Raw genomic sequence first — 24337 nt, 5'->3', positions numbered from 1 at the left:
GGCTGGGAGGGCGTGCTCCTGGACGGCAAGCTGGACCTCTGGGTGGACGTGGCCGCGGGGCAGGGGAGCCAGTCGCTGCGATTGGATCCGGGAGGCTTCGTGCCGGTGCGGCACCGCACGCTGCTCGTGGGCGTGGCGCTGGGGCCCACGTGGACGTGGGGCCGGCTGGGCCTTTCGACAGGCCCGCGCGTGGCCGGGTTGTGGCTGGAGCGCTCCTTCCAATTGGAGCTGTTGGACCGGAGCGAGCGCTACGTGACGGCGTGGCCGGGTTGGATGGCCGCGCTGTCGTTCCGCTTCAGTCCTGTGTGGACGGTGGAGGCGCGCGCGCAGGCGTTGTGGGCCTACGTTCCGGTGGATGGTCAGACGCGCACGGTGGGCTTTGGAGGCCTGATGCTGGCAGGAGGGTACCGCTTCTGATGCGAGCCAAGGCATGCGGCTGGGTCCTGGTGCTGGCGATGGCCGGGTGTGGCGGCTTCGACAACAGCTCCCTTCAGACGGGCACGGTGCGGGGGCGCATCCTCGGCGTGGAGGCGGACGTGGCGCGCGTGAGCGTGATGGGCCGCACCGACCTGCGCGCGTCGGTGGCCTCGGATGGGAGCTTCCAACTGGACGGCGTGCCCGCCACCTCGCTGGAGCTGTTCGTGGTCGCCTCCCGCACGCGCGCGGCGCGCAAGCCCGTGGTGGCCCAGGGCGCCCGGGTCACCGACGTGGGCGACATCGCGTCCGCGCCCGGAGCCTTCCTCACCGTGCGGGTGATGGACGAACGGGGCGCCATTCCGTCCGGCATCGAGGTCGAGGTGAAGGGGACGGGGCTGGACCGCATCAAGGCCGATGCCAGCAACGGCGAAGCGCGCCTGGGGCCGCTGCCCGTGGGCTGCTACGAGCTGGAGGTGAAGGCCGACGACCTGGAGGACGTCGAAGAGGAGATCTGCGTCCGCGAGGGAGAGCAGCTCGTGCGCGACATCACGCTTCCCGCGGATGACGACGGTGGCGGCGGTGATGACGACGGAGGCGACGACCACGGCGGCGGGAAGGACGGCGGCTGAACCTCGGCTCTACCGTCATTCCGTAGCGGTGACCCGCAGCGAGTCGAGGAAGGCCTCGCCCTCGGGGAACGGGTCTTCTTTGACGGAGATTGCCTGAAGGAAAAGGAGCCCGGTTCCAACGACAATCCATCGGTCCTGGATGATCTGTCCCTCACCCGGGCCGTGCCACTCCCAGCCCATCCAGGGAGCCGGCAAACGCGTGTACTGGTCTCGTGCGAAGGGCTTGACCTCCAATTCTTCAAGCCGCCGGAGATTCTCTTCCGGAGATGCCCGAGGCTCGAAGGCATCGGGGTACCAGTCCAGTCGGAACTGCCTGGAGAAATTCACGTGTTCCCATGAGCAGACGAGATCGAGGTGAGCCATGGGCCACGTGGTCACGTCATGGGACCGCATCGGATCGCAGACGACGCGGGTGGTTCCGGTTGCTGCCTCGGTGACACCTGGCGGGAGGCGAGGCGCCACGACGCTCACCCCAGGGACCGGTTCCCAGCGGACCAGCTCATGAGGCCGCGGCCACTGAGGCCGGGCAGGGGCCGCCGTCCGCCCCGTCGCGCAGGCCATGCATGCGAGCGCGAGCAGACCTGGAACGTATCGGTTCAACCGGGTCATGAAGATAGGGTACACCCCGGGCCGTGAAGCCCGTGACTCCCTCCCGCCTTCCCAAGGTGACGACGTGAACGACCGACTCCTGCGCACGGCGCGCCGCCAGCCCACCGACACCACCCCCGTGTGGCTGATGCGTCAGGCGGGCCGCTACCTGCCCGAGTACCGAGCCATCCGCGGCAACATCGCGTTCCTGGACCTCTGCAAGAACCCGGACCTGGCCGCCGAGGTCACCGTCCAGCCCATCACCCGCCTGGGCGTGGACGCCGCCATCATCTTCTCCGACATCCTCATCCCCGTGGAGGCCATGGGCATCCACCTGGAGCTGGGTGACAAGGGCCCCCACTTCCCCGACCCGCTGCGCACCCCCGCGGACATCGACAAGCTCGGCGTCCCCGACCCCGTGGAAGGCACCGGCTTCGTCGCCGAAGCCATCCGCCGCACGCGCAAGGCCCTCAACGACTCCGTGCCCGTCATCGGCTTCGCGGGCGCGCCCTTCACCCTGGCCGCGTACATGGTCGAGGGCGGCGGCTCCAAGAGCTACATCCAGATCAAGCGCCTGCTCTTCGAGCAGCCCGAAGTGGCCCACCGCCTCTTCCAGAAGCTCACCGACACCCTCATCCCGTACCTCAAGATGCAGGTGGAGGCCGGCGCCAGCATCGTGCAGATCTTCGACTCCTGGGGCGGCGAGCTGTCCCCCTGGGACTTCGAACGCTTCAGCCTCCCGTACCTCACCCGCATGGTGACGGAGCTCAAGGCCACCGGCGTCCCCGTCATCCTCTTCGGCGTCAACATGACCCCGCACCTGCCGCTCCTGAAGCGCACCGGCGCGGACGTCATCGGCCTGGACTGGCGCTGCCCCGTGGACGAGGGCCGCCGCATCCTCGGGCCGGACGTCGCCACGCAGGGCAACCTGGACCCGCTCCACCTCTTCCTCCCTCGCGAGGAGCTGGACGGCCGCGTGAAGGACATTCTCCGCCGCGCCGGCCCCACCGGGCACATCTTCAACCTGGGCCACGGCATCCTCCCGCCCACGGACCCGGAGGCCGCGAAGTTCCTCGTGGAGGCCGTCCACAAGCACGGCGCCGCCCTCCGCCAGGGCACCCTGGGCTGAACCGGGCGCCCGCCCGCCCTCCTGATGGGCAGTTGACTCAAGAATCAATCGAGCGTTGACGCGGTGCATTGCCCGCCGTTAGAAGCGCCTCACTCGTTTCACAGAGGGTGAGGCACACATGGCAAGCGAGAAGCGCAACGGCCACCGTCGGGTGGCCATCGTTCGCGGACTGCGGACGCCGTTCGCGAAGGCGGGCACCGTCTTCGCCGGACTGACGGCGCTGGACCTGGGCCGGATGGTGGTCCAGGAGCTGGTGCAGCGCAGCGACCTGGACCCGAACGAAATCAACCAGGTCGTCTTCGGACAGGTCATCCCCACGCTGACCGCGCCCTCCATCGCGCGTGAAGTGGTGCTGGCGGCGGGCCTGCCCAAGCGCATCGATGCCTTCACCGTGGCGCGCGCCTGTGCCACCTCCATCCAGTCCCTGGTGGCGGGCGCCAACGCCATCGCGCTGGGTGACGCGGACGTCATCATCGCGGGCGGCACCGAGTCCCTGTCCGACGCGCCCATCTTCACCAGCCGCCCCCTGGCGCACGCGCTGGCCGCGTCGTCCAAGGGCAAGAGCCTGCCGGACAAGCTCAAGCCCTTCCAGAAGCTCAAGGCCAAGGACCTCATCCCCGTGCCCCCCGCCATCGCCGAGTACTCCACCGGCGAGACCATGGGCGAGAGCGCGGAGAAGATGGCCAAGGAGAACGGCATCAGCCGCGAGGAGCAGGACCTCATCGCGTTCAACTCGCACCAGAACGCGGCGAAGGCGTGGAGGGAGGGCCGCTTCGACGGCGAGGTGATGCACGTCCTCGTGCCGCCCAAGTACGAGCAGTCCGCCACGAAGGACAACATCGTGCGCGAGGACACCAGCCTGGAGGCGCTGTCCAAGCTCAAGCCGGTGTTCGACCGCCGCTATGGCAGCGTCACCGCCGGCAATGCGTCCCCGCTGACGGACGGCGCCGCGGCGCTGCTCTTGATGAGCGAGGAGAAGGCGAAGGCGCTGGGCTACGAGCCGCTGGGCTTCCTGCGCTCGCACGCGTTCGCGGCCACGGACCCGGGTGACCAGCTGCTCCAGGGCCCGGCGTACGCGGCGCCCGTGGCACTCAAGCGCGCGGGGATGAAGCTTTCGGACATCGACCTGGTGGAGATGCACGAGGCCTTCGCCGCGCAGGTGGCGAGCAACCTCCAGGCGCTGGCGTCCAAGGAGTTCGCGAAGAAGGCGGGCTTCAACGCGCCGGTCGGTGAAGTGGACCGTTCCATCCTGAACGTGACGGGTGGCTCCATCTCCATCGGGCACCCGTTCGGTGCCACCGGGGCGCGCATCGTCACGCAGGCCCTGAACGAGCTGAAGCGTCGGAACAAGAACACGGTGCTGTGCACCGTCTGCGCCGCGGGCGGGCTGGGCGCCGCGGTCATCCTGGAGCGTGCGTGATGGCGACCAAGCAAGAGGCAGTCGAAGCGAAGCAGGGCTTGAGCTACGACGTCACGAACGGCGTCGCGGTCATCACCGTGGACCAGCCGGGCGCGCCGGTGAACACGCTGTCCCCGGAAACGGGCACCGCGTTCACCACGCTGCTCCAGCAGGCGGAGCGGGACCCGGAAGTGAAGGCCGTCGTCTTCATCTCCGGCAAGAAGGACAACTTCGTCGCCGGCGCGAACATCGACTTCCTTCAGACGATCAAGACCCCGGCCGACGTGGAGGCCATCAGCCGCGGGGCGCACGCGCAGTTCGACCAGCTGGAGGCCTTCTCCAAGCCGGTGGTCGCGGCCATCCACGGCGCGTGCCTGGGCGGCGGCCTGGAGTGGGTGCTCGCGTGCCACTACCGCATCGTCACGGACAGCCCCAAGTCGGTGGTGGGCCTGCCGGAGACGCAGCTGGGCCTCATCCCCGGCGCCGGCGGCACGCAGCGGCTGCCCGCGTTGATTGGCGCGCAGGCGGCGCTGGATCTCATCCTCACCGGCAAGAACGTCAAGCCGTCCAAGGCGAAGAAGCTGGGCATCGTGGATGAAGTGGTTCCCGTGCCCATGCTGAAGGACATCGCGCTCAAGCGCGCGGAGGAACTGGCGGCGGGCACGCTCAAGGTGGAGCGCGCGCACCAGGGCTTCAAGGCCGTGGCCCAGAGCGGCAAGAAGAAGGGCCTGGCGGGCTTCTTCCAGGGCCTCATCAGCAAGGACCTGTGGGCGGAGGCCGCGCTGGAGGACAACCCCCTTGGCCGCAAGGTGTTGTTCGACCAGGCGAAGAAGGCGCTCCTGAAGAAGACGCGCGGCAAGTACCCCGCGCAGGAGAAGGCGCTGCAGGTCATCCGCGTGGGCCTGGAGTCCGGCCGCAAGGCGGGCCTGGAGGCGGAAGCCAAGGCCTTTGGCGAGCTGGTGTTCACGGACGTGTCGCGGCGGCTGGTGGAGATCTTCTTCGCCACCACGGCGCTGAAGAAGGAGAACGGCACCGCCAACGCCAGCGTGAAGGCGCGCGAGGTGAAGAAGGTGGGCGTGCTGGGCGGCGGCCTGATGGGCGGCGGCATCGCCTACGTGGCCGGCGTGCTCCAGGGCGTGCCCGTGCGCGTGAAGGACCGGGACGACGCGGGCGCGGGCCGCGCGCTCAAGCAGGTGCAGACGGTGCTGGACGAGCGCGTGAAGCGCCGCTCGCTCACCCCGCGCGAGTCGAACGCGAAGCTGTCCAACATCACCGCGGGCACGGACTACAGCGGCTTCAAGTCGGTGGACCTGATCATCGAAGCGGTGTTCGAGGACCTGAAGCTCAAGCACCAGGTCATCGCGGAGGTGGAGGCCGTCACCGGCGAGAACACCATCTTCGCGTCCAACACCTCCAGCCTGCCCATTGGCGAGCTGGCGAAGGGCAGCAAGCGCCCCTCGCAGGTGATTGGGATGCATTACTTCAGCCCGGTCCACAAGATGCCGCTCCTGGAGATCATCACGCACCCGGGCACGGCGGAGTGGGTGACGGCGACGTGCGTGGACGTGGGCAAGAAGCAGGGCAAGACGGTCATCGTCGTCAACGACGGACCGGGCTTCTACACGTCGCGCATCCTCGCGCCGTACATGAACGAGGCGGCGTACCTGCTGGCGGAAGGCGCGGACATCGTCCAGCTGGACAAGGCGCTGGTGGACTTCGGCTTCCCGGTGGGGCCCATCACGTTGTTGGACGAGGTGGGCATCGACGTGGCCCAGAAGGTGGGGCCCATCATGGAGGCCGCGTTCGGCAAGCGCATGTCGGCGCCCAAGGCGCTGGAGGGCGTGGTGTCCGACGGCCGCCTGGGCCGCAAGACGAACAAGGGCTTCTACCTGTACGAGGACGGGAAGAAGAAGGAGGTGGACCCGCAGGTCTACCTGCTGCTGCCGCACGGCAAGGACCGCAAGTCCCTGGACGCGGCGGAGATGGCGGAGCGCGTCGCGCTGCAGATGGTGAACGAGGCCATCCGCTGCCTGGGTGAAGGCATCCTGCGCAGCCCTCGCGACGGCGACGTGGGCGCCATCTTCGGCCTGGGCTTCCCGCCGTTCCTGGGCGGCCCGTTCCGGTACGCGGACGCGCTGGGCCCGTCCAACCTGCTGCGCAAGCTGGAGCACTACCAGGACAAGTACGGCGAGCGCTTCACGCCCGCGCCGCTCCTGGTGGAGAAGGTCCGCGCCGGCAAGGGCTTCTACGAGGCCTGACGTCGTGACGCACCGGGGCGGGGGAGGGGACGGCTCACGGTCCTCTCCCCGTTTCCGGGCCTGACTTGACGCGGGGGGCGGTTCTGGACCAAGGGCATGGCCCGCATGGTCCGTTCCGCTCCTCGTGCCGTCCTGACCGCCGGGCTCGCCGCCCTGGTGGTGTGCACCGCGTTGGTGACGATGTCCGCGCTCGCGTTCCCGCAGGGCTACAGCCCCGCGCGGCTGACGTGGCCGGGCGCCCCCGTCTTGCTGGGCTGGGCGCGCTATGACGCCGGCTGGTACGCGCGCATCGCGACGGAGGGCTACAGCTACGCGCCAGGCCAGCAGAGCCCGGTGGCGTTCTTCCCGTTGTACCCGCTGGTGCTGCGCGGCCTGGGCCTGGTGCACGTGGACACGTTCCTCGCGGGCGTGCTCGTCACCATGCTGTGTGGCCTGGGCGCGCTGTACGTGTTCACGCTGTGGGCGCGCACGCGGGCGGATGAAGAGGCGGCGCGGAACGCGGGGCTCTTGCTGGCGTTCTACCCGTTCGCGTTCTTCCTCTACGGGGCCATGTATTCGGACGCGCTGTTCCTGCTGCTCATCATCGGGGCGTTCCTGCTCTTGGAGCGGGGACAGCTGGGGTGGGCGGTGCTGCTCGCGGCGGTGGCCACGGCGGCGCGGCCGGTGGCGCCCGCGTTGGTGGTGGGGCTCCTGGCGCGGCGGCTGGAGTGGAAGCACGAGCGCGGCCAGAAGTGGAACCTGCTGGACCTGTTGCCGGTGTTCGCGGCGGCGGGCTTCGTGCTGTACGTGCTCTACCAGTGGAAGGCGTTCGGCGAGCCGTTCGCGTTCGTGAAGGTGCAGTCCGCGCCGGGGTGGGACCAGAAGCCGGGCTGGCGCACGTGGGCGAAGCTGCGCTGGTTCCAGGGCTTCAGCCGGGAGATGTCGCTGTCGGACGGGTTGCGGCTGGTGGGGCACGCGGCCGTCACGGTGGGGGCGCTCGCGCTGGTGTGGCCCACGGCGAAGCGGCTGGGGTGGGGCTATGGCGTGTACACGCTGGCCATCGTGGGATTGCCCGCCATGTCCAGCAAGGACTTCATGGGCATGGGCCGCTACCTCCTGGCCGCCTTCCCGCTGTTCCTCACGCTGGCGCTGCTGCTGCGAGAGAGGCCGCGCTTGCGGTGGGGCGTGCTGGCCACGAGCGCGTGCGTGATGCTGGCGCTGGCGGCGGCGTACGGAGCGGCGGAGTACGTGTCGTGAGCGGGCGGATGGGGCGAGCGCTCGTGAGCGCGGAGGCCGCGTCATGAGCGGGCGGATGGGGCGAGCGTTGGCGCGTGGCGCGGACCCGGTGGCCACGAGCGCGGAGGCCGCGTCATGAGCGGGCTCATGGCCCAGGCGCTGGAGCTCTACGCGCACCTGCCCCCGAGCGAGCGCTTCCACGTGCACGCGCGGGCGTCGTCGGCCCCGTTGCTGGCGGTGGCGTCGCGCCTGCCCTCCGGGACGGTGGCGGACATCGGCTGCGGGCACGGCCTCTTGTCCGCGGTGATGGCGCTCGCGGTGCCGGAGCGCAGGGTGCTGGGCGTGGACCTGGACGAGCGCAAGGTGCACTGGGCGAAGCAGGCCTTGTCAGGGCTGCCCAACGTGACGCTGGACGTGGGCTCCGTGGAAGACCTCGCGCGCACGCAGCCGCACGCGCTCGACGCGGTGGTGGTCTGCGACGTGCTGTACCTGCTGCCGGATGCGAAGTGGTCCGGCTTCCTCCAATCCGTGCGCGGCCTGCTCAAGCCCGGAGGCCGCTTCCTGCTGAAGGAAGTGGAGGGGGACCACTCCTGGAAGCACGCCAAGGCGCTCGCGCAGGAGTGGGTGATGGTGTCGCTCCTGGGGCGCACCAAGGCCAGCGGCGGCATGGTGCTCAAGCCCCGGGTGGACGGAGTGCGGCTCCTCCGTGACGCGGGCTTCGAGGTGCGTGAAGTGGTGGGGCTGGGCGAGGGCTACACGACGCCGCACCTGCTCTACGACGCCGAAGCCCGCTGAAGGCTCAGCCCAGCTCGCCGTAGTTCGCGAGCGCGATGTCCCGCTCCACGAGCTTCGCCTTCACGCGAGGACTGGTGAGCGCGGCCAGCTCCGCCTCCCAGCCATAGGTCCACGCCGGATCCTCCGGCACATGGGGCGCACCCTCACCGGGATGGCACCCCAGCTCGAAGTCCCCCGCCGGCAGCGCGTCCAGCACCGCCAGCAGCGCGGGCTCATCCAGCCGGCCCGCCTCGAACACGCCACCCGCGCTCACCCGCCGCACGCCCGGCCGGGCCCGGGGCGCCGTGCGCGCGAGCACCGCCAGCACCGTCGTCTTCAGCGCCGGCCCGGGAGCCCGCAGCCACGACGGGCGAGGCAGCGCATCCGGCCATCGCAGGGGCAGCCCCTCACGCGCCGCGATTCCCTCCACCACCGACCGCACCCCCGGCAACAGGTGCAGGTGCTGGTGCCCATCCAGGTGATCCACCTTCGCGCCCAGCTCCCGAGCGCGGGAGAGCTGCGCGGACAGCTCCCGCTCCAGCTCCTCGCGCCGCACGCGCCCCGTCAGCCACGCCTTCGCGAAGTCCGCCCAACTGCCCCGAAGCCGCCCGCCCGGCGCCACCGTCCGCACGGCTTCAGCGGGGGCCGCGCACGCAAGCCGCGTGGACAGCGCCAGGTGCACGCCCACCGCCAGCCCCTGCGCCGTCGCCCGTTCCACGGCCTGTGCCGCGGAAGGCCCCGTGGCCAACAACGTCGCGCTGGTCACGATGCCCTCGCGGTGCGCCTTCAGGATGCCCGCGTCCAGCGACGGATGCAGGCCCAGGTCGTCCGCGTTGACGATGAGGCGCGTGCGCGACGCCATGCCGTCCTACCCGCGCCCCGCGTGGCCCGGCACCGGGCGCAACGGCTGCACCGACGGCGGCAGCCGCACCGGCGTGCCCGGCGGCGGCGGCGAGCGCGTCTCCGGGTACAGGTTCACCAGCTCCTTCACCATCTTCAGGATGACCGACGGCGATGCCAGCGTGGAGATGCCGCGCGTGCGCGGGAAGTAGTCCACGCCCATCTGGAACACGCGGAAGCCCTTGCGGATGGCCTTCACCACCAGCTCCGCGTCGATGAACGAGCCCTGGCTCTTGAGCTCCATCGACTCCAGCACCCGGCGGTGCATCAGCTTGAAGCTGAAGTTCACGTCCTTGATCTGGATGTCGAACAGCGCCCGGATGAGCAGGTTGTAGACGAACGAGTACACGATGCGCTTGGGGCCCTCGCTCGTGCGGTCGAACCGGAAGGCGCAGATCATGTCCGCCTCCAGGTAGTTCATCAGGTGCAGCGCCCGCTCCAGCTCGCGCATGTCCCACGGCAGGTCGATGTCCGAATAGAGCACCAGGTCCTTCGTGCTCGCCGCCAGCCCCGTGCGCATCGCCCCGCCCAGCTTCAGGTTCACCGGGTGCGTGATGACCCGCAGCTGAGGCACCTTCGCCGCCAGCGCGTCGCAGACCTCCTGGGTCCGGTCCGTGGAGGCGTCATTGACGACGATGATTTCGAAGTCGTCGGTGAGCTGGGGCAGCACTTCCAGGGCGCGGCTCACGGCGCGCTCCACGTAGTCCTCTTCGTTCCAGGCGGGGAAGAAGAGGCTGATGCTCGGGTACTTGGCCTTGGCCACGGTCGTCATGTCGCGCTGTTCCGTCCAGAAAGAAACGGAGGCTCGCTAGCAGAGGGGCAACGCGCTGGCAAACCCCATGGCCCTTCTCGTGGGAAACCCCTATAGTACCGCGTAGTCATCATTTTACGGGGACACGGTGAAAACCCAGCCCTACACGCTTCTGGTCGTGGACGATTCGCAGACGCTGCTGCCCCAGCTGGTGCGCACGCTCGGCCCGGAGGACTTCGCCCTCCGCGTGGCGCGCTCCGGGACGGAGGCGCTGGGGCTGACCCAGGAGGTAGACGGTGTCCTGCTCTGCTCCGGCGGTCCCGACGAGCCGGTGGCTCAGGGACTCCTGGAAGCCCTCACCCCACCACAACCGGCGCCCCGACCTGCCGTGGTGGTTCTGGCGCCTCCGGAGGATCGGGCCCTGCGGCTCGCCGCTTTGCGCAGGGGGGCTGAGGTGATTCTGACCCCCTGGGACGACGAAGAGCTGCGTTTGCGGCTCTACCGGAGCCTGGAGGCGCACTCCCAGTTGAAGTCACTTCACTCCCAGGTGGAGGAGCTGCGGCGCCTGGCGGTGACGGACGGGCTCACCCAGGTGCACAACCACCGCTACTTCCAGGAGCGGCTGCGCGAGGAGTTCCGCCGCTCGCAGCGCTACGACGAGAGCCTGTCGCTCATCCTGGTGGACCTGGACCACTTCAAGAACGTCAACGACGCCCACGGCCACGGCGCCGGGGACCGCGTCCTGCGGGAGGTGGCCGCCTCCCTCCAGCACAGCGTGCGTGAGACGGACCTGGTGGCCCGCTACGGAGGGGAGGAGTTCGCCATCCTCCTGCCCTGCACCCACCTGCCCGGCGCCCTCACCGTGGCGGAGCGAATCCGCAAGGGAATCAACGAGTTGCACGCGGGTCCGGAGGGCGCCCTGCGCGTCACCGCGTCCCTGGGTGTCTCCAGCTTCCCCCACCGTGCCATCCTCACCCCGGAGCAGCTGCTGCTCACCGCCGACGAGGCCCTCTACCGCGCCAAGCGCGAGGGCCGCGACCGCATCTGCCTGCACCCTCCCGCACCCCTGTTTTCCGCGCCGCCTTCACGGGCTGGCTGACCCAGGGGTCAAACACCCGGGGTCTCATTTGACCCCGTTGGGGTCGGTGGGTCTATGATGACCTTGCCCCTTTTTGTCATGTCTCTGAAAAGGGGCGTGATTGCCGGGGTTTATCCAAATCTCCGGTTTGGCAAGGTCATTGCAAATGTCGATTCCCGGAAAGTCCATGGGAACCCTCGGAGCTCAAGCGCAGGCGCAGGACCCGGTCGCCCGAGGGCGGCTGCTGCTCGTTGACGACGAGGAGAACATCCTCAAGTCCATCCGGCGGGTGCTGCGCCGTGGTGAGTGGGACATCGAGACGGCGACGGACGCGGAAGCCGGCCTGCGCACGCTGGAGCGCTTCCACCCGGAGGTCGTCATCTCCGACTTCCGCATGCCGGGGATGAACGGGGTGGAGTTCCTCACCCAGGTGAAGCTCCAGGAGCCCCGGGCCCAGCGCATCATGCTCACGGGGCAGGCGGATCAGCAGGCCATCGAAGAGGCCATCAACCGCTCCGAAATCTTCCGCTTCATCTCCAAGCCCTGGAACGACAGCCACCTGGTGCTCACGGTGAAGAGCGCCTTCGAGCAGTACGCGCTCCACACGGAGAACGACCGGCTCTACCGCGTCACCCAGGAGCAGAACGCGGAGCTCAAGCAGCTCAACGCGGACCTGGAAGAGCGCGTCGCGCTGCGCACGCGCCTGTTGTCCACCGCCAAGCGCGAGTGGGAGCTGTCCTTCGACTGCATGGAGACGCCGCTCGCGGTGGTGCGCGCGCGGGACTTCGCGGTGCGCCGGGCCAACGTCGCCTACGCGCAGGTGGCCCGCCGCTCCATCGAAGAGGTGCCTTCCGACGTCCCGTGCCACCAGTACCTCTTCGGCCGGGACACGCCGTGCACGGGCTGCCCGCTGCCCTCCGCCATGGAGACGGGCAAGGGCGCGCGCGGCGAAGTGCAGCAGGGCGGCCGCAGCTACGTGGTGGCCGCGTACCCGTTCGCGGGCGACGACCGCGCGGTGTGCACCTACCGCGACGTCACGGAAGAGCAGGCGATGACGCGCCGGCTCATCGAGACGGAGAAGATGGCCGCGGTGGGCCAGCTCGCGGGCGGCGTGGCGCACGAAATCAACAACCCGCTGGGTGGCATCCTCGCCTTCTCGCAGCTCATGTCCCGCGACGCGGGCCGCAGCGCGAACGACCTGGAGTCGCTGAAGCTGATTGAAGAGAGCGCGCTGCGCTGCAAGCGCATCGTGGAGAGCCTGCTGAAGTTCAGCCGGCACAGCCGCGTGGAGGACCGCCGCGCGTTCGATTTGTCCAAGTGCGTGGATGACGCCGCGGTGCTCTTCCGCGCGCAGCTCAAGTCCATGCCCAAGGTGGAGCTGAAGCTGGGCCTGAAGGACGGGCTTCCCAAGGTGTACGGCGACCCCGGCACGCTCGCGCAGGTGGTGCTCAACCTGCTGCAGAACGGCCTCCAGGCGCTGCCCAAGGCGGAAGGCCGCCTGTCCCTGGAGACGGGGCGCGAGGGCGACCGGACCTTCTTCGCGGTGACGGACACCGGGACGGGCATTGAAGAGCGCCACCTGCCGCGCATCTTCGAGCCGTCCTTCACCACCAAGCCGCCCGGCGAGGGCACCGGCCTGGGGCTTTCCATCGCCTATCGCATCGTCCAGGACCACGGGGGCACCTTCCAGGTGGATACCCACGTGGGCCAGGGCTCCCGCTTCACCGTCTACCTGCCTATTCCCCTGCAGCTCGAGAGGTTGCCGTGAACCAAGTCAAGCGCGCCAAGGTCCTCGTCGTCGATGACGACTCCGTCGTCCTCAAGGCCGTCACCCAGATCCTCCAGCGGGAAGGCCACCCGGTCGTCGCCATCGACGACGCGGTGGAAGGGCTCGCGGCGGCGAAGGACCCGTCCATCGACGTGGTCGTGCTCGACATCAAGATGCCGCACCTGTCCGGCATGGACCTGCTGCGCGCCATCAAGGCGGACCGCCCGGACGTGGAGGTCATCATGATGACGGCCTTCGCCACCGTGGAGACGGCGGTGGAGGCGGTGAAGGCGGGCGCGTACGACTACCTCACCAAGCCCTTCGAGAACATCGACGAGGTGAGCCTCACGGTGGCCAAGGCCGCCGAGCGCAAGGCGCTGAAGGACCGCACCCGCGCGCTGGAGGAGGCGCTCACCGCGCGCAGCCAGTTCGAGGACCTCATCGGTCAGTCCTCGCAGATGCGCGCCGTGTTCAAGCTGGTGGAGACCGTCAGCCACTCCACCGCCACGGTGCTCATCCAGGGTGAGAGCGGCACGGGCAAGGAGCTGGTCGCGCGCGCCATCCACTACCGCAGCGCCCGCCGTGACAAGCCGTTCGTCGCCGTCAACTGTTCGGCGCTGACGGAGACGCTGCTGGAGAGCGAGCTCTTCGGCCACGTGAAGGGCAGCTTCACCGGCGCCACCGGCAACAAGAAGGGCCTCTTCGAGGCGGCCGACGGCGGCACCATCTTCCTGGACGAGATTGGCGACGTGCCCCCCGCCACCCAGGTGCGCCTGCTGCGCGTCCTGCAGGAGGGTGAGGTGAAGCGCGTGGGCGCCAACGAGCCCGTGAAGGTGGACGTGCGCGTCATCGCCGCCACGCACGTGGACCTGTCCCGCGCGAAGGAGCAGGGCAAGTTCCGCGAGGACCTCTTCTATCGCCTCAACGTCATCACCATCGACCTGCCGCCCCTGCGCGACCGCCCGGAGGACGTGCCGCTGCTCGCGCACCACTTCCTCAAGGTCTACGCCTCCAAGGCGGACAAGAAGGTCACCGGCATCAGCCCGCGCGCCATGGAGGCCCTCACCTGCAACCGGTGGACGGGCAACGTGCGCGAGCTGGAGAACGTCATCGAGCGCGCGGTGGTGCTGACGGCCAACGACGCCATCGACGTGGAGGACCTGCCGCCCGGCTTCCAGGCCGCGCCCCAGGCCGACTCGGCGGTGGAGGTGTTCAGCCTGGCGCACCTGCCGTACGCCCAGGCCAAGCGCCTGGCCATGCGCGCCTTCGAGCGCCGCTACCTGTCCGCGCTGCTGGAGAAGAACAACCACAACGTGTCCAGCGCGGCGCGCGCGGCCGGCGTGGACCGCTCCAACTTCCGCCGCCTGCTCAAGCAGTACGAAGTGGCCGGCCGCAGCATGAAGCCGCGCTCGCCCAAGGGCCCGGACTCGGACAACGGCCCGGGCGTCCCCGTCCTGGAAGCGGTGTCCTGAGGTTGCCCCTCGGGGAGTGACGGCGCTTCAGCCGTCCTCCCCGGGCTCCCGCTCGCCGCGCCGTGCGGCGAGCTGCTGCTGGATGGCTTCGTAGCGCTCGGACAGCTCCGCCTCGAAGCCGTTGCGCGTCGGGGTGTAGAAGCAGCGCGAGCGCAGCGCTTCGGGCAGGTAGTCCTCCGGGACGTAGTTGCCCTCGAAGTTGTGCGGGTACTTGTACCCGCCGCCGTACCCCAGCGACTTCATCAGCTTGGTGGGCGCGTTGCGCAGGTGCATGGGCACCGGCAGCGCGCCCTCCTTCGTGACGGCCTCGCGCACGGCCGCGTACGCGGCGATGACGGCGTTCGACTTGGGCGCGAGCGCCAGGTACGTCACGGCCTGGGTGAGGGGCAGGGTGCCCTCCGGCAGGCCCATGAGCTGGAAGGCCCTCAGCGCGTCCACCGCCACGCCCAGCGCGCGCGGGTCCGCGTTGCCCACGTCCTCCGACGCGAAGATGACCATGCGGCGGAAGATGAAGACGGGGTCCTCGCCCGCCTCCAGCATGCGCGTCATCCAGTACAGCGCGGCGTCCACGTCGCTGCCGCGCATGGATTTGATGAACGCGCTGACGACGTTGTAGTGCTCCTCGCCGCCCTTGTCGTAGAGCAGCATCTTCTGCTGGAGCGCTTCCTCCGCCACCTTGCGGTCCACCGCCGTGCGGCCGTACGCCGCCGCGGCCTCCAGCGCGGTGAGGGCCTTGCGCGCGTCACCGCCGGCCGCGTCCGCGATGAACTCCAGCGCCGCGTCGTCCACCGTCACCTTGCCGCCCAGGCCGCGCGGGTCCGCCACCGCGTGGCGCATGACGGCGATGAGCTCCTCCTGCTCCAGGCCACGCAGGGTGATGACGCGGCAGCGCGACAGGAGCGCGGCGTTCACCTCGAAGGACGGGTTCTCCGTGGTGGCGCCAATCAGCGTGACGGTGCCCTTCTCCACGTGGGGCAGGAGCGCGTCCTGCTGCGACTTGTTGAAGCGGTGGATTTCGTCGATGAACAGCAGCGTGCGCTGGCGGTTCAACTTCCAGCGGTCCTGGGCGCGGGCCACCGTCTCGCGGATGTCCTTCACGCCCGCGAGCACCGCGGACATGGTTTCGAAGGCGGCGCCGGTGGAGCGCGCGACGAGCTGGGCGAGCGTCGTCTTGCCGGTGCCGGGGGGGCCCCAGAGGATGAGGCTGGGCACCTGGTCGCTTTCCAGGGCGCGGCGCAGGAAGCGGCCCTCTCCGGTGAGGTGCTCCTGGCCCAGGTATTCGCTGAGCGAGGTGGGGCGCATGCGCTCGGCGAGCGGCGCCAGGACGGCCTGTTCCTTCTGGCTGGCGTGGTCGAAGAGGTCCATGGGGCCTCCAAACCTAGCGTCCCAGCCGCCCTGCCGCGCCCCCTTGTGATGTCCGGGGCTGGGCAGCCGCGTCATTTTCCTGGCGAGGACGGTTGGCTGGCTGGACTAGAACCCGGGGGGCGTGCAGACCCTGGTCATCGTCGCGAAGCGAGACACCCCGCAGGCCGTGGCCCTGGCGGCGGAAATCCAACAGCGCCACCCGTCCCTGACGGTGCTGGCGGACCGCGCCCTGGCGCATGCGCTGAACTGGCCGCGCATCGAGGACCGGGAACTGGCGGTCCGCGCGGACGCCGTGGTGGTGCTGGGCGGTGACGGCACGCTCATCTACGCGGCGCGCCTGTTGGGCGGACGCAACGTGCCCATCATCGGCGTCAACCTGGGCAGCCTGGGCTTCATGACGGAGATCTCCGTGGAGGAGCTCTTCAGCCGGCTGGACGACGTGCTGGCGGGGAACTTCCACGTGGACTCGCGGATGAAGCTGTCCTGCCGGCTCATGCGCGGGGGCAAGGTCCTCATCGAGGACGAAATCCTCAACGACGTGGTCATCAACAAGGGCGCGCTCGCGCGCATCGCGGACCACGAGACGTCCATCGACGGGGTGCCCATCACCACGTACAAGTCGGACGGCGTCATCCTGGCCACGCCCACCGGCTCCACGGCGTACTCGCTGTCCGCGGGCGGCCCCATCGTGCATCCGTCGGTGGACTGCACCATCCTGTCGCCCATCTGTTCGCACGCGCTGACCCAGCGGGCCATCGTGGTGCCGGCGGACCGCACCATCCGCGTCACGCTGAAGAGCGAGACGGCGGACACGTACCTCACGCTGGACGGGCAGACGGGGCACTCGCTCCAGGGCGGGGACTGCATTGAAGTGGTGCGCTCGCCCAACCGCGTGGGCCTGGTGCGCAACCCCCGCGTGGCTTTCTTCACCATCCTCCGGCAGAAGCTCCACTGGGGCGAGCGCTGAGCCTCCGGGCCCGGGGATGGGGCTCCCCTCCGGGGGGAGCGGTGGGGTAGCGTCCGGCCCGTGACGACGGGTGCGCACACGACGCGTTTCGGCAAGTACGAGCTGCAGGAACGCCTGGGCGCGGGCGGCATGGCCGTGGTGCACCGCGCGCGCTACACCGTGGCGGAGGGCGTGTCCCGGTCCGTGGTGATCAAGCGCGTGCGGGACCCGTACGCGCTGGACCCCGCCTTCGTGCAGATGTTCCTCAACGAAGCGCGCATCTCCATGGGGCTGTCGCACGGCAACATCGTCCAGGTCTTCGACTTCGGGCAGGAGGAGGGGGAGTACTTCCTCGCCATGGAGTGGGTGGACGGGCAGCCCCTGTCCAAGCTGCTCAAGCGCTTGAAGCTGAAGGGGATGGCGCACCTGCCGGCGCCGCTGGCCGTGCAGGTGATGGTGGAGGTCTGCAAGGGCCTGCACCACGCGCACACGCGCCGCGACGAGCAGGGCCGCCCGTTGGGCCTGGTGCACCGCGACGTGTCTCCGGACAACGTCCTGGTGAGCTACGAGGGCGAGGTGAAGCTCACCGACTTCGGCATCGCGAAGGCGCAGCTGGCCGGGCGGCCGGAGACGGAAGCGGGCGTGGTGCGCGGCAAGTTCCTCTACCTGTCCCCGGAGCAGACGCGGGCGGAGGCGTTGGACGCGCGCTCGGACGTGTACACGGCGGGCGTGGTGCTCTTCGAAATGCTCACCGGCCGCAGGCCCGCGGAAGGGGACACGGGCTCGGTGATGGAGCGCATCGCGACGGGCGACCTCACGCCCACGCAGGCGTACGTGCCGGACCTGGACCCGTCATTGGGAGCGCTGGTGTCGCGGGCGCTGGCGCTGCGGCGGGATGACCGCTTCACCAGCGCGGAGGACTTCCAGCGCGCGTTGGCGGAGTGGCTCGCGTACCGGGCGCCGCTGTTCCCCGCGTCCACGTTGCGCCACCTCATTGGCTGGCTGTTCGAGGAGGAGTTGAAGCTCGCGGGCCAGCCGCCCCGGATTCCGGAGTCCTTCCTGCGCCAGGTGGCGGTGTGGACGGGAGAGGAGGGCCCGGGCGGAATGGACGAGCCGGAGCGGGCGTCCTCGGTGCACCGCGCGCATGAGACGGCGTTCCCGAACGAGCACGTGCCCGGGGCGCTGACGGGCTCCGGCACCGAGGCGGCGTCCGGCGGACTGCCGGGTTGGGTCTGGGCGGCGTTCGCCGCGGTGGCGGTGCTCTTCTTCGTCGTGCAGGCGCTGCTGTCCCACCAGGACTCGCCCCAGGTGCGCCCCCTCCAGGTGGTGTCGAGCCCGCCGGGCGCGGAGGTGCGCTGGGACGGCAAGCAGGTGGGGACGACGCCCATGGTGCTGAAGGTCGTGCCGGGGGAGGCCTCGCACCAGCTGGCGTTGCGGTTCGTGGGGTATCAGCCGTGGGTGACCACCGTGTCGCAGGCGGCGGTACCGGAGCGCGTGCAGGTGACGCTGGAGCGCCTGCCGCCGCCGCCCCCTGCGCCCGAGCCGGTGGTGGAGCCGCGGGTGAAGGACGGGCCGCAGGACTCGGTGGCCCGCAAGCGGATCCCGATGAACGCCCGAAGCGAAGCGCGCGATGCCTCGGGGTGGATGGCGCAGTCCGCGGACGCGGGGGCGGCGTACACGCTGGGCCAGCAGTTGCTCGTGGCGGGCAAGGCGCTGGAGGCCGGTGAGAAGTTCTGGAAGTGCCTGGAGCTGAAGGAGACCGCCGCGGAGTGCCACCTGGGCCTGGGCCGGGTGGGCGTGCTGACGGACCGGGACGCGATGGCCCGCGAGGGCTACCAGCGCTACCTGGGTCTGCGGCCGCGCGGGCCTGGAGCGGCCGAGGCGCGCAAGTACCTCAACGCGAAGGCGGCGCGGTAGAGCCGCACGGCGATGTTCCTCCTCCTGTCGAAGGTGTTGGACCTGCTGCTGTCGCCGCTCACCTGGGCGCTGCTTCTGGGCGTGGGGGGCGTGGTGCTGCGCCGGTGGAAGCGCCTGTCGCTGGTGTCCCAGCTGGCGGCGTTGGGCGTGCTGTACGCGTTCTCCATCGAGCCGACGGTGGCGCTGCTGACGCGCGCGACGGAGGCGGACGCGGTGAGCACGTACCGGCCGGACACGGTCTACGACGCGGTCATCCTGCTGGGCGGGGGGCTGGACGCGGCGGCCACGGAGCGCTCGGGGCAGCCGGAGTACAACGCCGCGCCGGAGCGGATGATGCGCACCTTCGAGCTGCTGCATGACGGCCGGGCGCGGCAGGTGCTGATCACGGCCGGCAACCTGGACGCGAGGCCGGAGGCGGTGGTGGAGGCGGACGTGCTGGCCGCGCAGCTGGAGCACTGGGGCATTTCCCCCGAGCGCATCGTGAAGGAAGGGCGCAGCCGGAACACCCGCGAGAACGCGCTGGAGTCGGAGCCCCTGGTGCGCGCGCACGGCTGGAAGTCGCTGCTCCTGGTGACGAGCGCCGCGCACCTGCCCCGCGCGGCCGGTTGTTTCGCGGCGGTGGGGCTGCGCGCGGACACGCTCGCGGTGGACCTCCGCTCGTCGACGCTGCCGCCCGCGAAGCTGAGCTGGCTGCCGCGCTCGGGGGCGCTCAACCAGAGCACGGACATGCTGCGGGAGCTGGCGGGGCGGACCGTCTATCGGCTGCGAGGCTGGACCGCGCCCTGGCGGTAGGCGCGCCCGGCCTCATGCGGCGCGAACCTGTCCGACTGTCGGACCGGTTGGGCCCTCGGGCTACTTCATCGACGGCGGCGCGTGCAGTCCGCCCGGGGGCGCGCCGATGAGCGCGATGCGGCCCTGGGGCTTCGCGCGCGGCGCGGGCTTGCCGGTGCTGAACGCATGGCTGAGCGCGTCCCACGGCGACAGGTCCTCCCGGGGCGCGGGCAGCAAGGGCAGGTCCTTGAACATGGTGTAGCCGTCGTTGCCCTGGGCCACGAAGCTCAGCGTGGCCATCCGGTACACCGCCGCGTCGTCCAGCGGCTTGCCCTTCACGTCCACCTTCGTCACCCGCGCGCCCGGCTTCTTGCTCAGGTCGTAGGTGAAGCGCATGCCGGACACCTGCGGGAAGCGGCCGGGCGGCTTGCCGTCCACGCTGCTCAGGCTGACGCCGTTCTCCAGCGCCGCGCGCAGCATGGCCCCCGTCACCTGGAGCACCACCAGTTCGTTGCGGTAGGGCATGAGCGAGTACAGCTCGCGCCGCGTCATCTTCCCCGCGGGCAGCACCCGGTCCGCGCGGATGGCGCCGCCGTTCACGAGCGCCACGTCCGCGCCCATCGCCTCGCGGAACGCATCCGCCAGGAACGAGCCCAGGTTGGTCTCCCCCACCCGGTTCTGCGCGCTGCGCGCATCCAGCGCCACCGGCGAGCGGCCAATGCGCTCCGCCAGCGTGGCCAGCAGCGGCGCATAGGGCTTCATCTGCTCGTTGAACGCCGCGTCGTCGGGCGTCTTCGACGTGATGGGAATCACCTTCCACGCCAGCTTCTTCACCGCGCCCGTCTTCGCATCCAGGTCCAGCGTGACGCGGCCCAGGTCGATGGCGTCCTCGTCCAGCTTGAAGATGGGCGTGCCCGCGACGGTCTCCTGCACGCGGTCGTGGTCGTGCCCGCCGATGATGAGGTCCACGCGCACGCACTTCGCCAGCTCCCGGTCCTGCGCCACCGCCAGGTGCGTGAGCCCCATCACGAACTGCGCGCCCGCGGCCCGCAGCTCCTCCACGGAGCGCTTCGCCGCCTCGCAGAACGGCGTGATGCGCGTGTCCTTGCCCGGCTTGGAGGAGGTCTGCGTCTCCGGCAGCACCACCCCGAAGATGCCCACCTTCACGCCGCCCACGTCGCGCAGGTCCCACGCCTTGAGCCCGTCGAACACCTGCCCGGACTTCACGCTCATCACGTTGGCGCCCAGCCACGGGAAGCGCGACTGCTGGAGGCGCGCGCGCAGCACGTCGTCCCCGAAGTCGAACTCGTGGTTGCCCACCGTGGAGTAGTCCAGACCGAGCGCGTTCCAAGCGTCGATCATCTGCTTGCCCTTGAGCGCCTCGCCCGCCACCTCCGCGGAGGACTCCACCGAAGGTGAGATCGTGTCCCCCGCCAGCAGCGTGAGGACGTGCGGCGACTCCTTCAGCGCCTGCTGCTTGAGCGTGGCCACGCGCGACAGACCGCCCCGGTTCTGGGCGGTGGGCTGGAATTGATAGACGTCGTTGAGGTGGAGGATCGTGAGGCGGACGGTGTCAGCAGGCGGCGTCGTCGGCTCGGCGGCCCCAGCGGAACGGGTGGCCAGCACCAGCGCGAGCGGCAGCAGCACCGCCCAGGTGCTCACGGTCTTCGTCATCATCGGACAGTCGTTCTCTTGCGGGGGCACGGGGGAGCGCCAATCCCTCTCGGCCTAGCGCACTCGGCGCGTGAAGGCGAGCGGACCGGATATGGCGCAACGCGCAAGCCCCAAGCCCTTCTTCCTGAAGGATGAAGGGCTTCCAGCCAGCCGCGCGCTCCTCCCTCAGACGGTGTAGCGCCGGCCCTGCGCCAGCGGCTCGATGACGCTGCCCGCACTGTCGAACGGGTCCGGGTAGTGGATGAGGCGCATCTTCGCGCGGGTGGGCTCCGGCAATGCCGCCAGCTTCTCGTAGGGCGTGTGCACGCCGTAGTTCGTCTCGTGGATGACCAGGTCCGCCTCGGACAGCCAGGAGATGAGCCCCTCGTCGAACGCGGTGTCCGCGCTGTAGCCCAGGCACCGGCCCCCGGCGCGGATGCGGAACGCGGTGGTGGGCACGTGGTGGTAGGTGAAGCGGCACTCGATTTCGAACGGACCGTGCTTCACCGCGCGCTCCAGGTGCAGCGGCGTGTGCGTGAAGTAGTCCTCGAAGTGCTTTTCGTTGGGCCCCGCGCCGTGCTGCTCGATGAGGCACTCCATGCCCGCGGCGAGGTGGCCCTCCCAGAGGCGGCGCGTGACGCTCGGGTGCGCGAGCAGCTCCATCTTCCGCTGCAGCACGAAGAAGGAGAAGTACGCCAGGCTCTCCAGGCCGGAGGCATGGTCCGCGTGCAGGTGCGTGAGGGCCACGGCGCTGACGCGCTCCACGTCCAGGTGCACGCCGGAGGACTCGGACGCCTCGCGCATCATCTTGCGGATGGGGTGCGGACAGTCGATGAGCAGCACCTGGTCCTCCGCCTCCACCGCGAGGCACGACGAGTAGTGCAGCGCGGAGAAGGCATCACCGACGCCCAGGGGAATGAAGGACAGGCTCATGGATGGCTCCGGAGGGAAGGGGACAGCCGCTCGCGCAGCTTCGCGATGACGGCGGGAGGGCAGAAGGCGGACACGTCCTCGCCGCGCGTGAGGCGCTCCTTGAGGGCGCTGCTGGACACCTCCGCCAGGTGCGCCTCCGCGGGAAGGAAGAGGGTGGACAGCTCCGGCGCCAGCGCGCGGTTCATCTGCGCCAGCTCCGTCTCGAACTGCGCATCGGTGGCGCCGCGCACGCCGCGCAACAGGACGCTCGCGCCAATCTCCCGCGCCAGCTCCACGATGAGGCCTTCGGTGAAGGTGACGGAGACGTTCGGGTGCCGCGCCACGGCCTCACGGATGAGCGACATGCGCTCCTCCGCGGTGAGCAACGTGCGCTTGTTCGGGTTCACCGCCACCACGACGACGACGTGGCTGAAGAGGCGCGCCGCCTGGCGCACCACCGACAGGTGTCCCGCCGTGACGGGGTCGAAGCTGCCTGCGTAGATGGCGATGGTCATCACGACACCTCAAGGCTCCGGAGAAGAAGAAGTCGCCGCGTCCAGAAGCCCCGCGGCCATGCGCTTCACGGTGCCCGCCGCGGAGCCCGGAGGCACGAGCCCGGGGGCGCTCGCGGAGAGCACGAAGTACCCCTGGATGGCGGCGAACAGGCCCGCGGCCAGGGGACGCGCGCGGCGCTTGCCCACCACCGCCGCGACCAGCGCCTCCAGGTGCTCCAGGTCCGCGCGCACCACCTCTTCGTAGGCGACGCGGACCTCCGGCTGCCGGATGGCCTCCGCGCTGATGGTGACCCAGCCCGCCACCGCCGCCACGTCCGCGTCCGGCCCGGTGGCGAGGAACGCGTCCACGAACGCGTCCACCCGCCCGCGCGCATCGTCCGCCGCGAGCTTCGACACGCGGGTGGCGAAGCGCTGCCGCGCGCGCGAGGCCAGCGACCGCACCAGGGTCAGGAGGATCTCCTGCTTGTCCTCGAAGTGGTAGTGCACCAGCCCCGCGCTCAGGCCCGCGGCCCGGGCAATCTCCGCCACCGACGCGCCCTCGTAGCCGCGCTCGGCCATGGCCTTGAGCAGCCCGGCGACAATCTGTTCCCGGCGCGCTTCGGTGTTGGAGGGACGTGGCATGGCGCGGTCTTGTTTCTAGGTTGTGTGACCAACTTATAAACAGGGCCTGCGCGGGCGTCAACCGGACGTGGGTCCGGAAGCGCCGTGCGGAGGCTAGAAGGTGAGGACGGACGTCACCTTGTCCGGTCCCAGCCGCTTCGCGCCTTCGAGGAAGTCGAGCGTGATGAGGAAGCTGTAGCCGACAATCTGCCCGCCCAGCCGGGTGACGAGCCTTCCCGTGGCGTCGGCGGTGCCGCCGGTGGCGAGCACGTCATCCACCACGAGGATGCGCTCGTCCTTGAGGATGGCGTCCTCGTGCATCTCCACGCCGTCCGCGCCGTACTCCAGCGAGTAGCGCTCCACGATGCGCTTGTGGGGGAGCTTGCCGGGCTTGCGCGCGGGGACGAAGCCCGCCTCCAGCGCCAGCGCGATGGGGGCACCCAGCAGGAAGCCGCGCGACTCCACGCCCACCACCTTGGTGATGTGCTGGCCCCGGAAGGGGGCGGACATGGCGGTGACCACCCGGCCGAAGAGGCGGTGGTCGGCCAGCATGGGGGTGATGTCCTTGAAGACGATGCCGGGCTTGGGGAAGTCCGGAACGTCCCGCAGGACAGCCTGGAGGTCGGAGACGAGCGTGGGGTCGAGGGACATGGGGTGGGGGCTCCGAAGGGGAACAGCGGCGTTCAGCCCGGTGGATGACACCGGGAGTGGACCTGGGACCCAGGGTACCCGCCCCGGGTGACAGCCAGCCTGGCGAGCCCCCGGACGGAGCGTCCCAGGGCCAACGGCCGGAGAACGGGCGGACTGGGACGGGACCGGGGCATGGCGGACGTTGATGATCTCACAGCTTCGCGCCGCCCGGCCGCATCGGCTGGCGGACGCCGTATTTTTTCCCGCGCGCGGGGAGCCGCTCACTGTGTTAAGCGAGGCGGTTCCCCCCGACCAAGGAGTCTGGGGCCTTGCAAGCCGTGCAAACCACCGCTGACACCCGAGACCCTCTCTCCCCGCAGGACGGACTCTGGCTCCGCGCCCTCAAGGCCGAGGTCGAGCCCGCCACGTTCAAGAAAGGCCGAGAGGTGGCTGAAGGCCGCCGCGTCTTCGGCCTTACGCGTGAACCCGAACGCATCCGCGCGCAAGTCGCGGGTCCGTCAGGCGAACGCTATGACGTGGCCCTGATTCCCGGAGAGGGGAAAGTTGTTTCCTCCTGCACCTGCCCGGTGTGGAACACCACTGGCCCGCATTGCGAGCACGTGGTCGCCGTGGCACTCATCTACGCGGCC

22 protein-coding genes and 1 pseudogene are annotated in these 24337 nt (G+C 70.0%); 14 read left to right on the top strand and 9 right to left on the bottom strand.

The window, feature by feature from the left end; translation table 11 throughout:
- Positions 1-417 (top strand): annotated as a pseudogene (locus tag D7X32_RS30885) (caspase family protein); the annotation flags it as partial.
- Positions 417-1046, top strand: coding sequence for a carboxypeptidase-like regulatory domain-containing protein (locus D7X32_RS30880; protein WP_120606155.1), 630 nt, complete (start codon positions 417-419; stop codon positions 1044-1046). The pseudogene D7X32_RS30885 and the gene D7X32_RS30880, both read left to right, overlap by 1 nt.
- 15 nt (positions 1047-1061) lie before the next feature.
- On the opposite strand, the gene D7X32_RS30875 is transcribed toward D7X32_RS30880, so the two are convergent.
- On the bottom strand, positions 1062-1409 hold the full coding sequence (locus D7X32_RS30875) for a hypothetical protein (protein ID WP_147450333.1): 348 nt from the start codon (positions 1407-1409) through the stop codon (positions 1062-1064).
- 310 nt (positions 1410-1719) lie between these two features.
- On the opposite strand from D7X32_RS30875, the gene hemE reads away from it, so the two are divergent.
- From hemE to D7X32_RS30850, 5 genes are all read left to right on the top strand, one after another.
- Complete coding sequence (hemE, locus tag D7X32_RS30870) at positions 1720-2763, top strand: uroporphyrinogen decarboxylase (protein WP_120606157.1); 1044 nt, start codon at positions 1720-1722, stop codon at positions 2761-2763.
- A gap of 118 nt (positions 2764-2881) precedes the next feature.
- Positions 2882-4183 carry an acetyl-CoA C-acyltransferase FadI gene (fadI, locus tag D7X32_RS30865; RefSeq protein WP_120606153.1) on the top strand — a complete coding sequence of 434 codons (1302 nt, stop codon included), beginning with the start codon at positions 2882-2884 and terminating at the stop codon, positions 4181-4183.
- On the top strand, positions 4183-6420 hold the full coding sequence (fadJ, locus tag D7X32_RS30860) for a fatty acid oxidation complex subunit alpha FadJ (RefSeq protein WP_120606152.1): 2238 nt from the start codon (positions 4183-4185) through the stop codon (positions 6418-6420). Before fadI ends, fadJ begins: the two co-directional genes overlap by 1 nt.
- Positions 6421-6516: 96 nt before the next feature.
- Positions 6517-7656, top strand: coding sequence for a mannosyltransferase family protein (locus D7X32_RS30855; protein ID WP_438358995.1), 1140 nt, complete (start codon positions 6517-6519; stop codon positions 7654-7656).
- A gap of 114 nt (positions 7657-7770) precedes the next feature.
- Positions 7771-8430: a class I SAM-dependent methyltransferase gene (locus D7X32_RS30850; protein WP_120606151.1), complete on the top strand. Its 660-nt coding sequence runs from the start codon at positions 7771-7773 to the stop codon at positions 8428-8430.
- 4 nt (positions 8431-8434) lie between these two features.
- Here the strand turns inward: D7X32_RS30850 and D7X32_RS30845 are convergent, their stop codons facing one another.
- Both D7X32_RS30845 and D7X32_RS30840 read right to left on the bottom strand, forming a co-directional pair.
- Complete coding sequence (locus tag D7X32_RS30845; RefSeq protein WP_120606150.1) at positions 8435-9271, bottom strand: ChbG/HpnK family deacetylase; 837 nt, start codon at positions 9269-9271, stop codon at positions 8435-8437.
- Between the two features lie 6 nt (positions 9272-9277).
- Entirely contained in the window at positions 9278-10081 is an 804-nt protein-coding gene (locus D7X32_RS30840; protein WP_120606149.1) for a glycosyltransferase family 2 protein, read from the bottom strand.
- A gap of 127 nt (positions 10082-10208) precedes the next feature.
- Between D7X32_RS30840 and D7X32_RS30835 the strand changes: the two genes are divergently transcribed.
- The 3 genes from D7X32_RS30835 (at position 10209) to D7X32_RS30825 (ending at position 14378) form a co-directional block, all read left to right on the top strand.
- On the top strand, positions 10209-11159 hold the full coding sequence (locus D7X32_RS30835; RefSeq protein ID WP_120606148.1) for a GGDEF domain-containing response regulator: 951 nt from the start codon (positions 10209-10211) through the stop codon (positions 11157-11159).
- Between the two features lie 166 nt (positions 11160-11325).
- Complete coding sequence (locus D7X32_RS30830; protein WP_120606147.1) at positions 11326-12906, top strand: ATP-binding protein; 1581 nt, start codon at positions 11326-11328, stop codon at positions 12904-12906.
- Positions 12903-14378: a sigma-54-dependent transcriptional regulator gene (locus D7X32_RS30825; protein ID WP_120606146.1), complete on the top strand. Its 1476-nt coding sequence runs from the start codon at positions 12903-12905 to the stop codon at positions 14376-14378. The genes D7X32_RS30830 and D7X32_RS30825 overlap by 4 nt, the downstream gene beginning before the upstream one ends.
- Positions 14379-14405: 27 nt before the next feature.
- On the opposite strand, the gene D7X32_RS30820 is transcribed toward D7X32_RS30825, so the two are convergent.
- Positions 14406-15743 (bottom strand): replication-associated recombination protein A, encoded by a 1338-nt coding sequence (locus tag D7X32_RS30820; protein WP_120606145.1) that lies wholly within the window; start codon positions 15741-15743, stop codon positions 14406-14408.
- 121 nt (positions 15744-15864) lie between these two features.
- On the opposite strand from D7X32_RS30820, the gene D7X32_RS30815 reads away from it, so the two are divergent.
- From D7X32_RS30815 to D7X32_RS30805, 3 genes are read left to right on the top strand one after another with little or no spacing between them, the layout of a single operon-like run.
- A complete protein-coding gene (locus D7X32_RS30815; RefSeq protein WP_120606144.1) occupies positions 15865-16710 on the top strand; it encodes an NAD(+)/NADH kinase in 846 nt (281 codons plus the stop codon).
- Positions 16711-16770: 60 nt separating this feature from the next.
- Positions 16771-18606, top strand: a complete 1836-nt coding sequence (locus D7X32_RS47655; protein ID WP_120606143.1) for a serine/threonine-protein kinase — start codon at positions 16771-16773, stop codon at positions 18604-18606.
- A 12-nt stretch (positions 18607-18618) separates the two neighbouring features.
- Positions 18619-19398 carry a YdcF family protein gene (locus tag D7X32_RS30805; RefSeq protein ID WP_120606142.1) on the top strand — a complete coding sequence of 260 codons (780 nt, stop codon included), beginning with the start codon at positions 18619-18621 and terminating at the stop codon, positions 19396-19398.
- Between the two features lie 60 nt (positions 19399-19458).
- Here D7X32_RS30805 and D7X32_RS30800 read toward each other — a convergent pair whose 3' ends face one another.
- From D7X32_RS30800 to D7X32_RS30780, 5 genes are all read right to left on the bottom strand, one after another.
- On the bottom strand, positions 19459-21054 hold the full coding sequence (locus D7X32_RS30800) for a bifunctional metallophosphatase/5'-nucleotidase (RefSeq protein WP_120606141.1): 1596 nt from the start codon (positions 21052-21054) through the stop codon (positions 19459-19461).
- Between the two features lie 162 nt (positions 21055-21216).
- A complete protein-coding gene (locus tag D7X32_RS30795; RefSeq protein ID WP_120606140.1) occupies positions 21217-21963 on the bottom strand; it encodes an MBL fold metallo-hydrolase in 747 nt (248 codons plus the stop codon).
- Complete coding sequence (gene coaD / locus D7X32_RS30790; RefSeq protein WP_120606139.1) at positions 21960-22457, bottom strand: pantetheine-phosphate adenylyltransferase; 498 nt, start codon at positions 22455-22457, stop codon at positions 21960-21962. The genes D7X32_RS30795 and coaD overlap by 4 nt, the downstream gene beginning before the upstream one ends.
- Positions 22458-22466: 9 nt before the next feature.
- Positions 22467-23078: a TetR/AcrR family transcriptional regulator gene (locus D7X32_RS30785; RefSeq protein WP_120606138.1), complete on the bottom strand. Its 612-nt coding sequence runs from the start codon at positions 23076-23078 to the stop codon at positions 22467-22469.
- Positions 23079-23171: 93 nt separating this feature from the next.
- Entirely contained in the window at positions 23172-23708 is a 537-nt protein-coding gene (locus tag D7X32_RS30780) for an adenine phosphoribosyltransferase (RefSeq protein WP_120606137.1), read from the bottom strand.
- A gap of 308 nt (positions 23709-24016) precedes the next feature.
- On the opposite strand from D7X32_RS30780, the gene D7X32_RS30775 reads away from it, so the two are divergent.
- Positions 24017-24337: SWIM zinc finger family protein (locus D7X32_RS30775; protein ID WP_208752589.1), on the top strand; the 321-nt coding region annotated here is incomplete at its 3' end.

It is taken from the genome of Corallococcus carmarthensis (genome assembly GCF_003611695.1).
Taxonomy (GTDB): domain Bacteria; phylum Myxococcota; class Myxococcia; order Myxococcales; family Myxococcaceae; genus Corallococcus; species Corallococcus carmarthensis.
Note: the sequence above shows the minus strand (reverse complement) of the source record. Positions and strands in the feature narration are given on the sequence as shown.

Excerpts from the sequence above, each read along its gene's own strand:
- D7X32_RS30880 (WP_120606155.1), top strand. The coding sequence starts at position 417 with ATGCGAGCCAAGGCATGCGGCTGGGTCCTGGTGCTGGCGATGGCCGGG.
- D7X32_RS30875 (WP_147450333.1), bottom strand. The coding sequence starts at position 1,409 with ATGGCTCACCTCGATCTCGTCTGCTCATGGGAACACGTGAATTTCTCC.
- fadI (WP_120606153.1), top strand. The coding sequence starts at position 2,882 with ATGGCAAGCGAGAAGCGCAACGGCCACCGTCGGGTGGCCATCGTTCGC.
- fadJ (WP_120606152.1), top strand. The coding sequence starts at position 4,183 with ATGGCGACCAAGCAAGAGGCAGTCGAAGCGAAGCAGGGCTTGAGCTAC.
- D7X32_RS30855 (WP_438358995.1), top strand. The coding sequence starts at position 6,517 with ATGGCCCGCATGGTCCGTTCCGCTCCTCGTGCCGTCCTGACCGCCGGG.
- D7X32_RS30850 (WP_120606151.1), top strand. The coding sequence starts at position 7,771 with ATGAGCGGGCTCATGGCCCAGGCGCTGGAGCTCTACGCGCACCTGCCC.
- D7X32_RS30845 (WP_120606150.1), bottom strand. The coding sequence starts at position 9,271 with ATGGCGTCGCGCACGCGCCTCATCGTCAACGCGGACGACCTGGGCCTG.
- D7X32_RS30840 (WP_120606149.1), bottom strand. The coding sequence starts at position 10,081 with ATGACGACCGTGGCCAAGGCCAAGTACCCGAGCATCAGCCTCTTCTTC.
- D7X32_RS30830 (WP_120606147.1), top strand. The coding sequence starts at position 11,326 with ATGGGAACCCTCGGAGCTCAAGCGCAGGCGCAGGACCCGGTCGCCCGA.
- D7X32_RS30820 (WP_120606145.1), bottom strand. The coding sequence starts at position 15,743 with ATGGACCTCTTCGACCACGCCAGCCAGAAGGAACAGGCCGTCCTGGCG.
- D7X32_RS30805 (WP_120606142.1), top strand. The coding sequence starts at position 18,619 with ATGTTCCTCCTCCTGTCGAAGGTGTTGGACCTGCTGCTGTCGCCGCTC.
- D7X32_RS30800 (WP_120606141.1), bottom strand. The coding sequence starts at position 21,054 with ATGATGACGAAGACCGTGAGCACCTGGGCGGTGCTGCTGCCGCTCGCG.
- D7X32_RS30795 (WP_120606140.1), bottom strand. The coding sequence starts at position 21,963 with ATGAGCCTGTCCTTCATTCCCCTGGGCGTCGGTGATGCCTTCTCCGCG.
- coaD (WP_120606139.1), bottom strand. The coding sequence starts at position 22,457 with ATGACCATCGCCATCTACGCAGGCAGCTTCGACCCCGTCACGGCGGGA.
- D7X32_RS30785 (WP_120606138.1), bottom strand. The coding sequence starts at position 23,078 with ATGCCACGTCCCTCCAACACCGAAGCGCGCCGGGAACAGATTGTCGCC.
- D7X32_RS30780 (WP_120606137.1), bottom strand. The coding sequence starts at position 23,708 with ATGTCCCTCGACCCCACGCTCGTCTCCGACCTCCAGGCTGTCCTGCGG.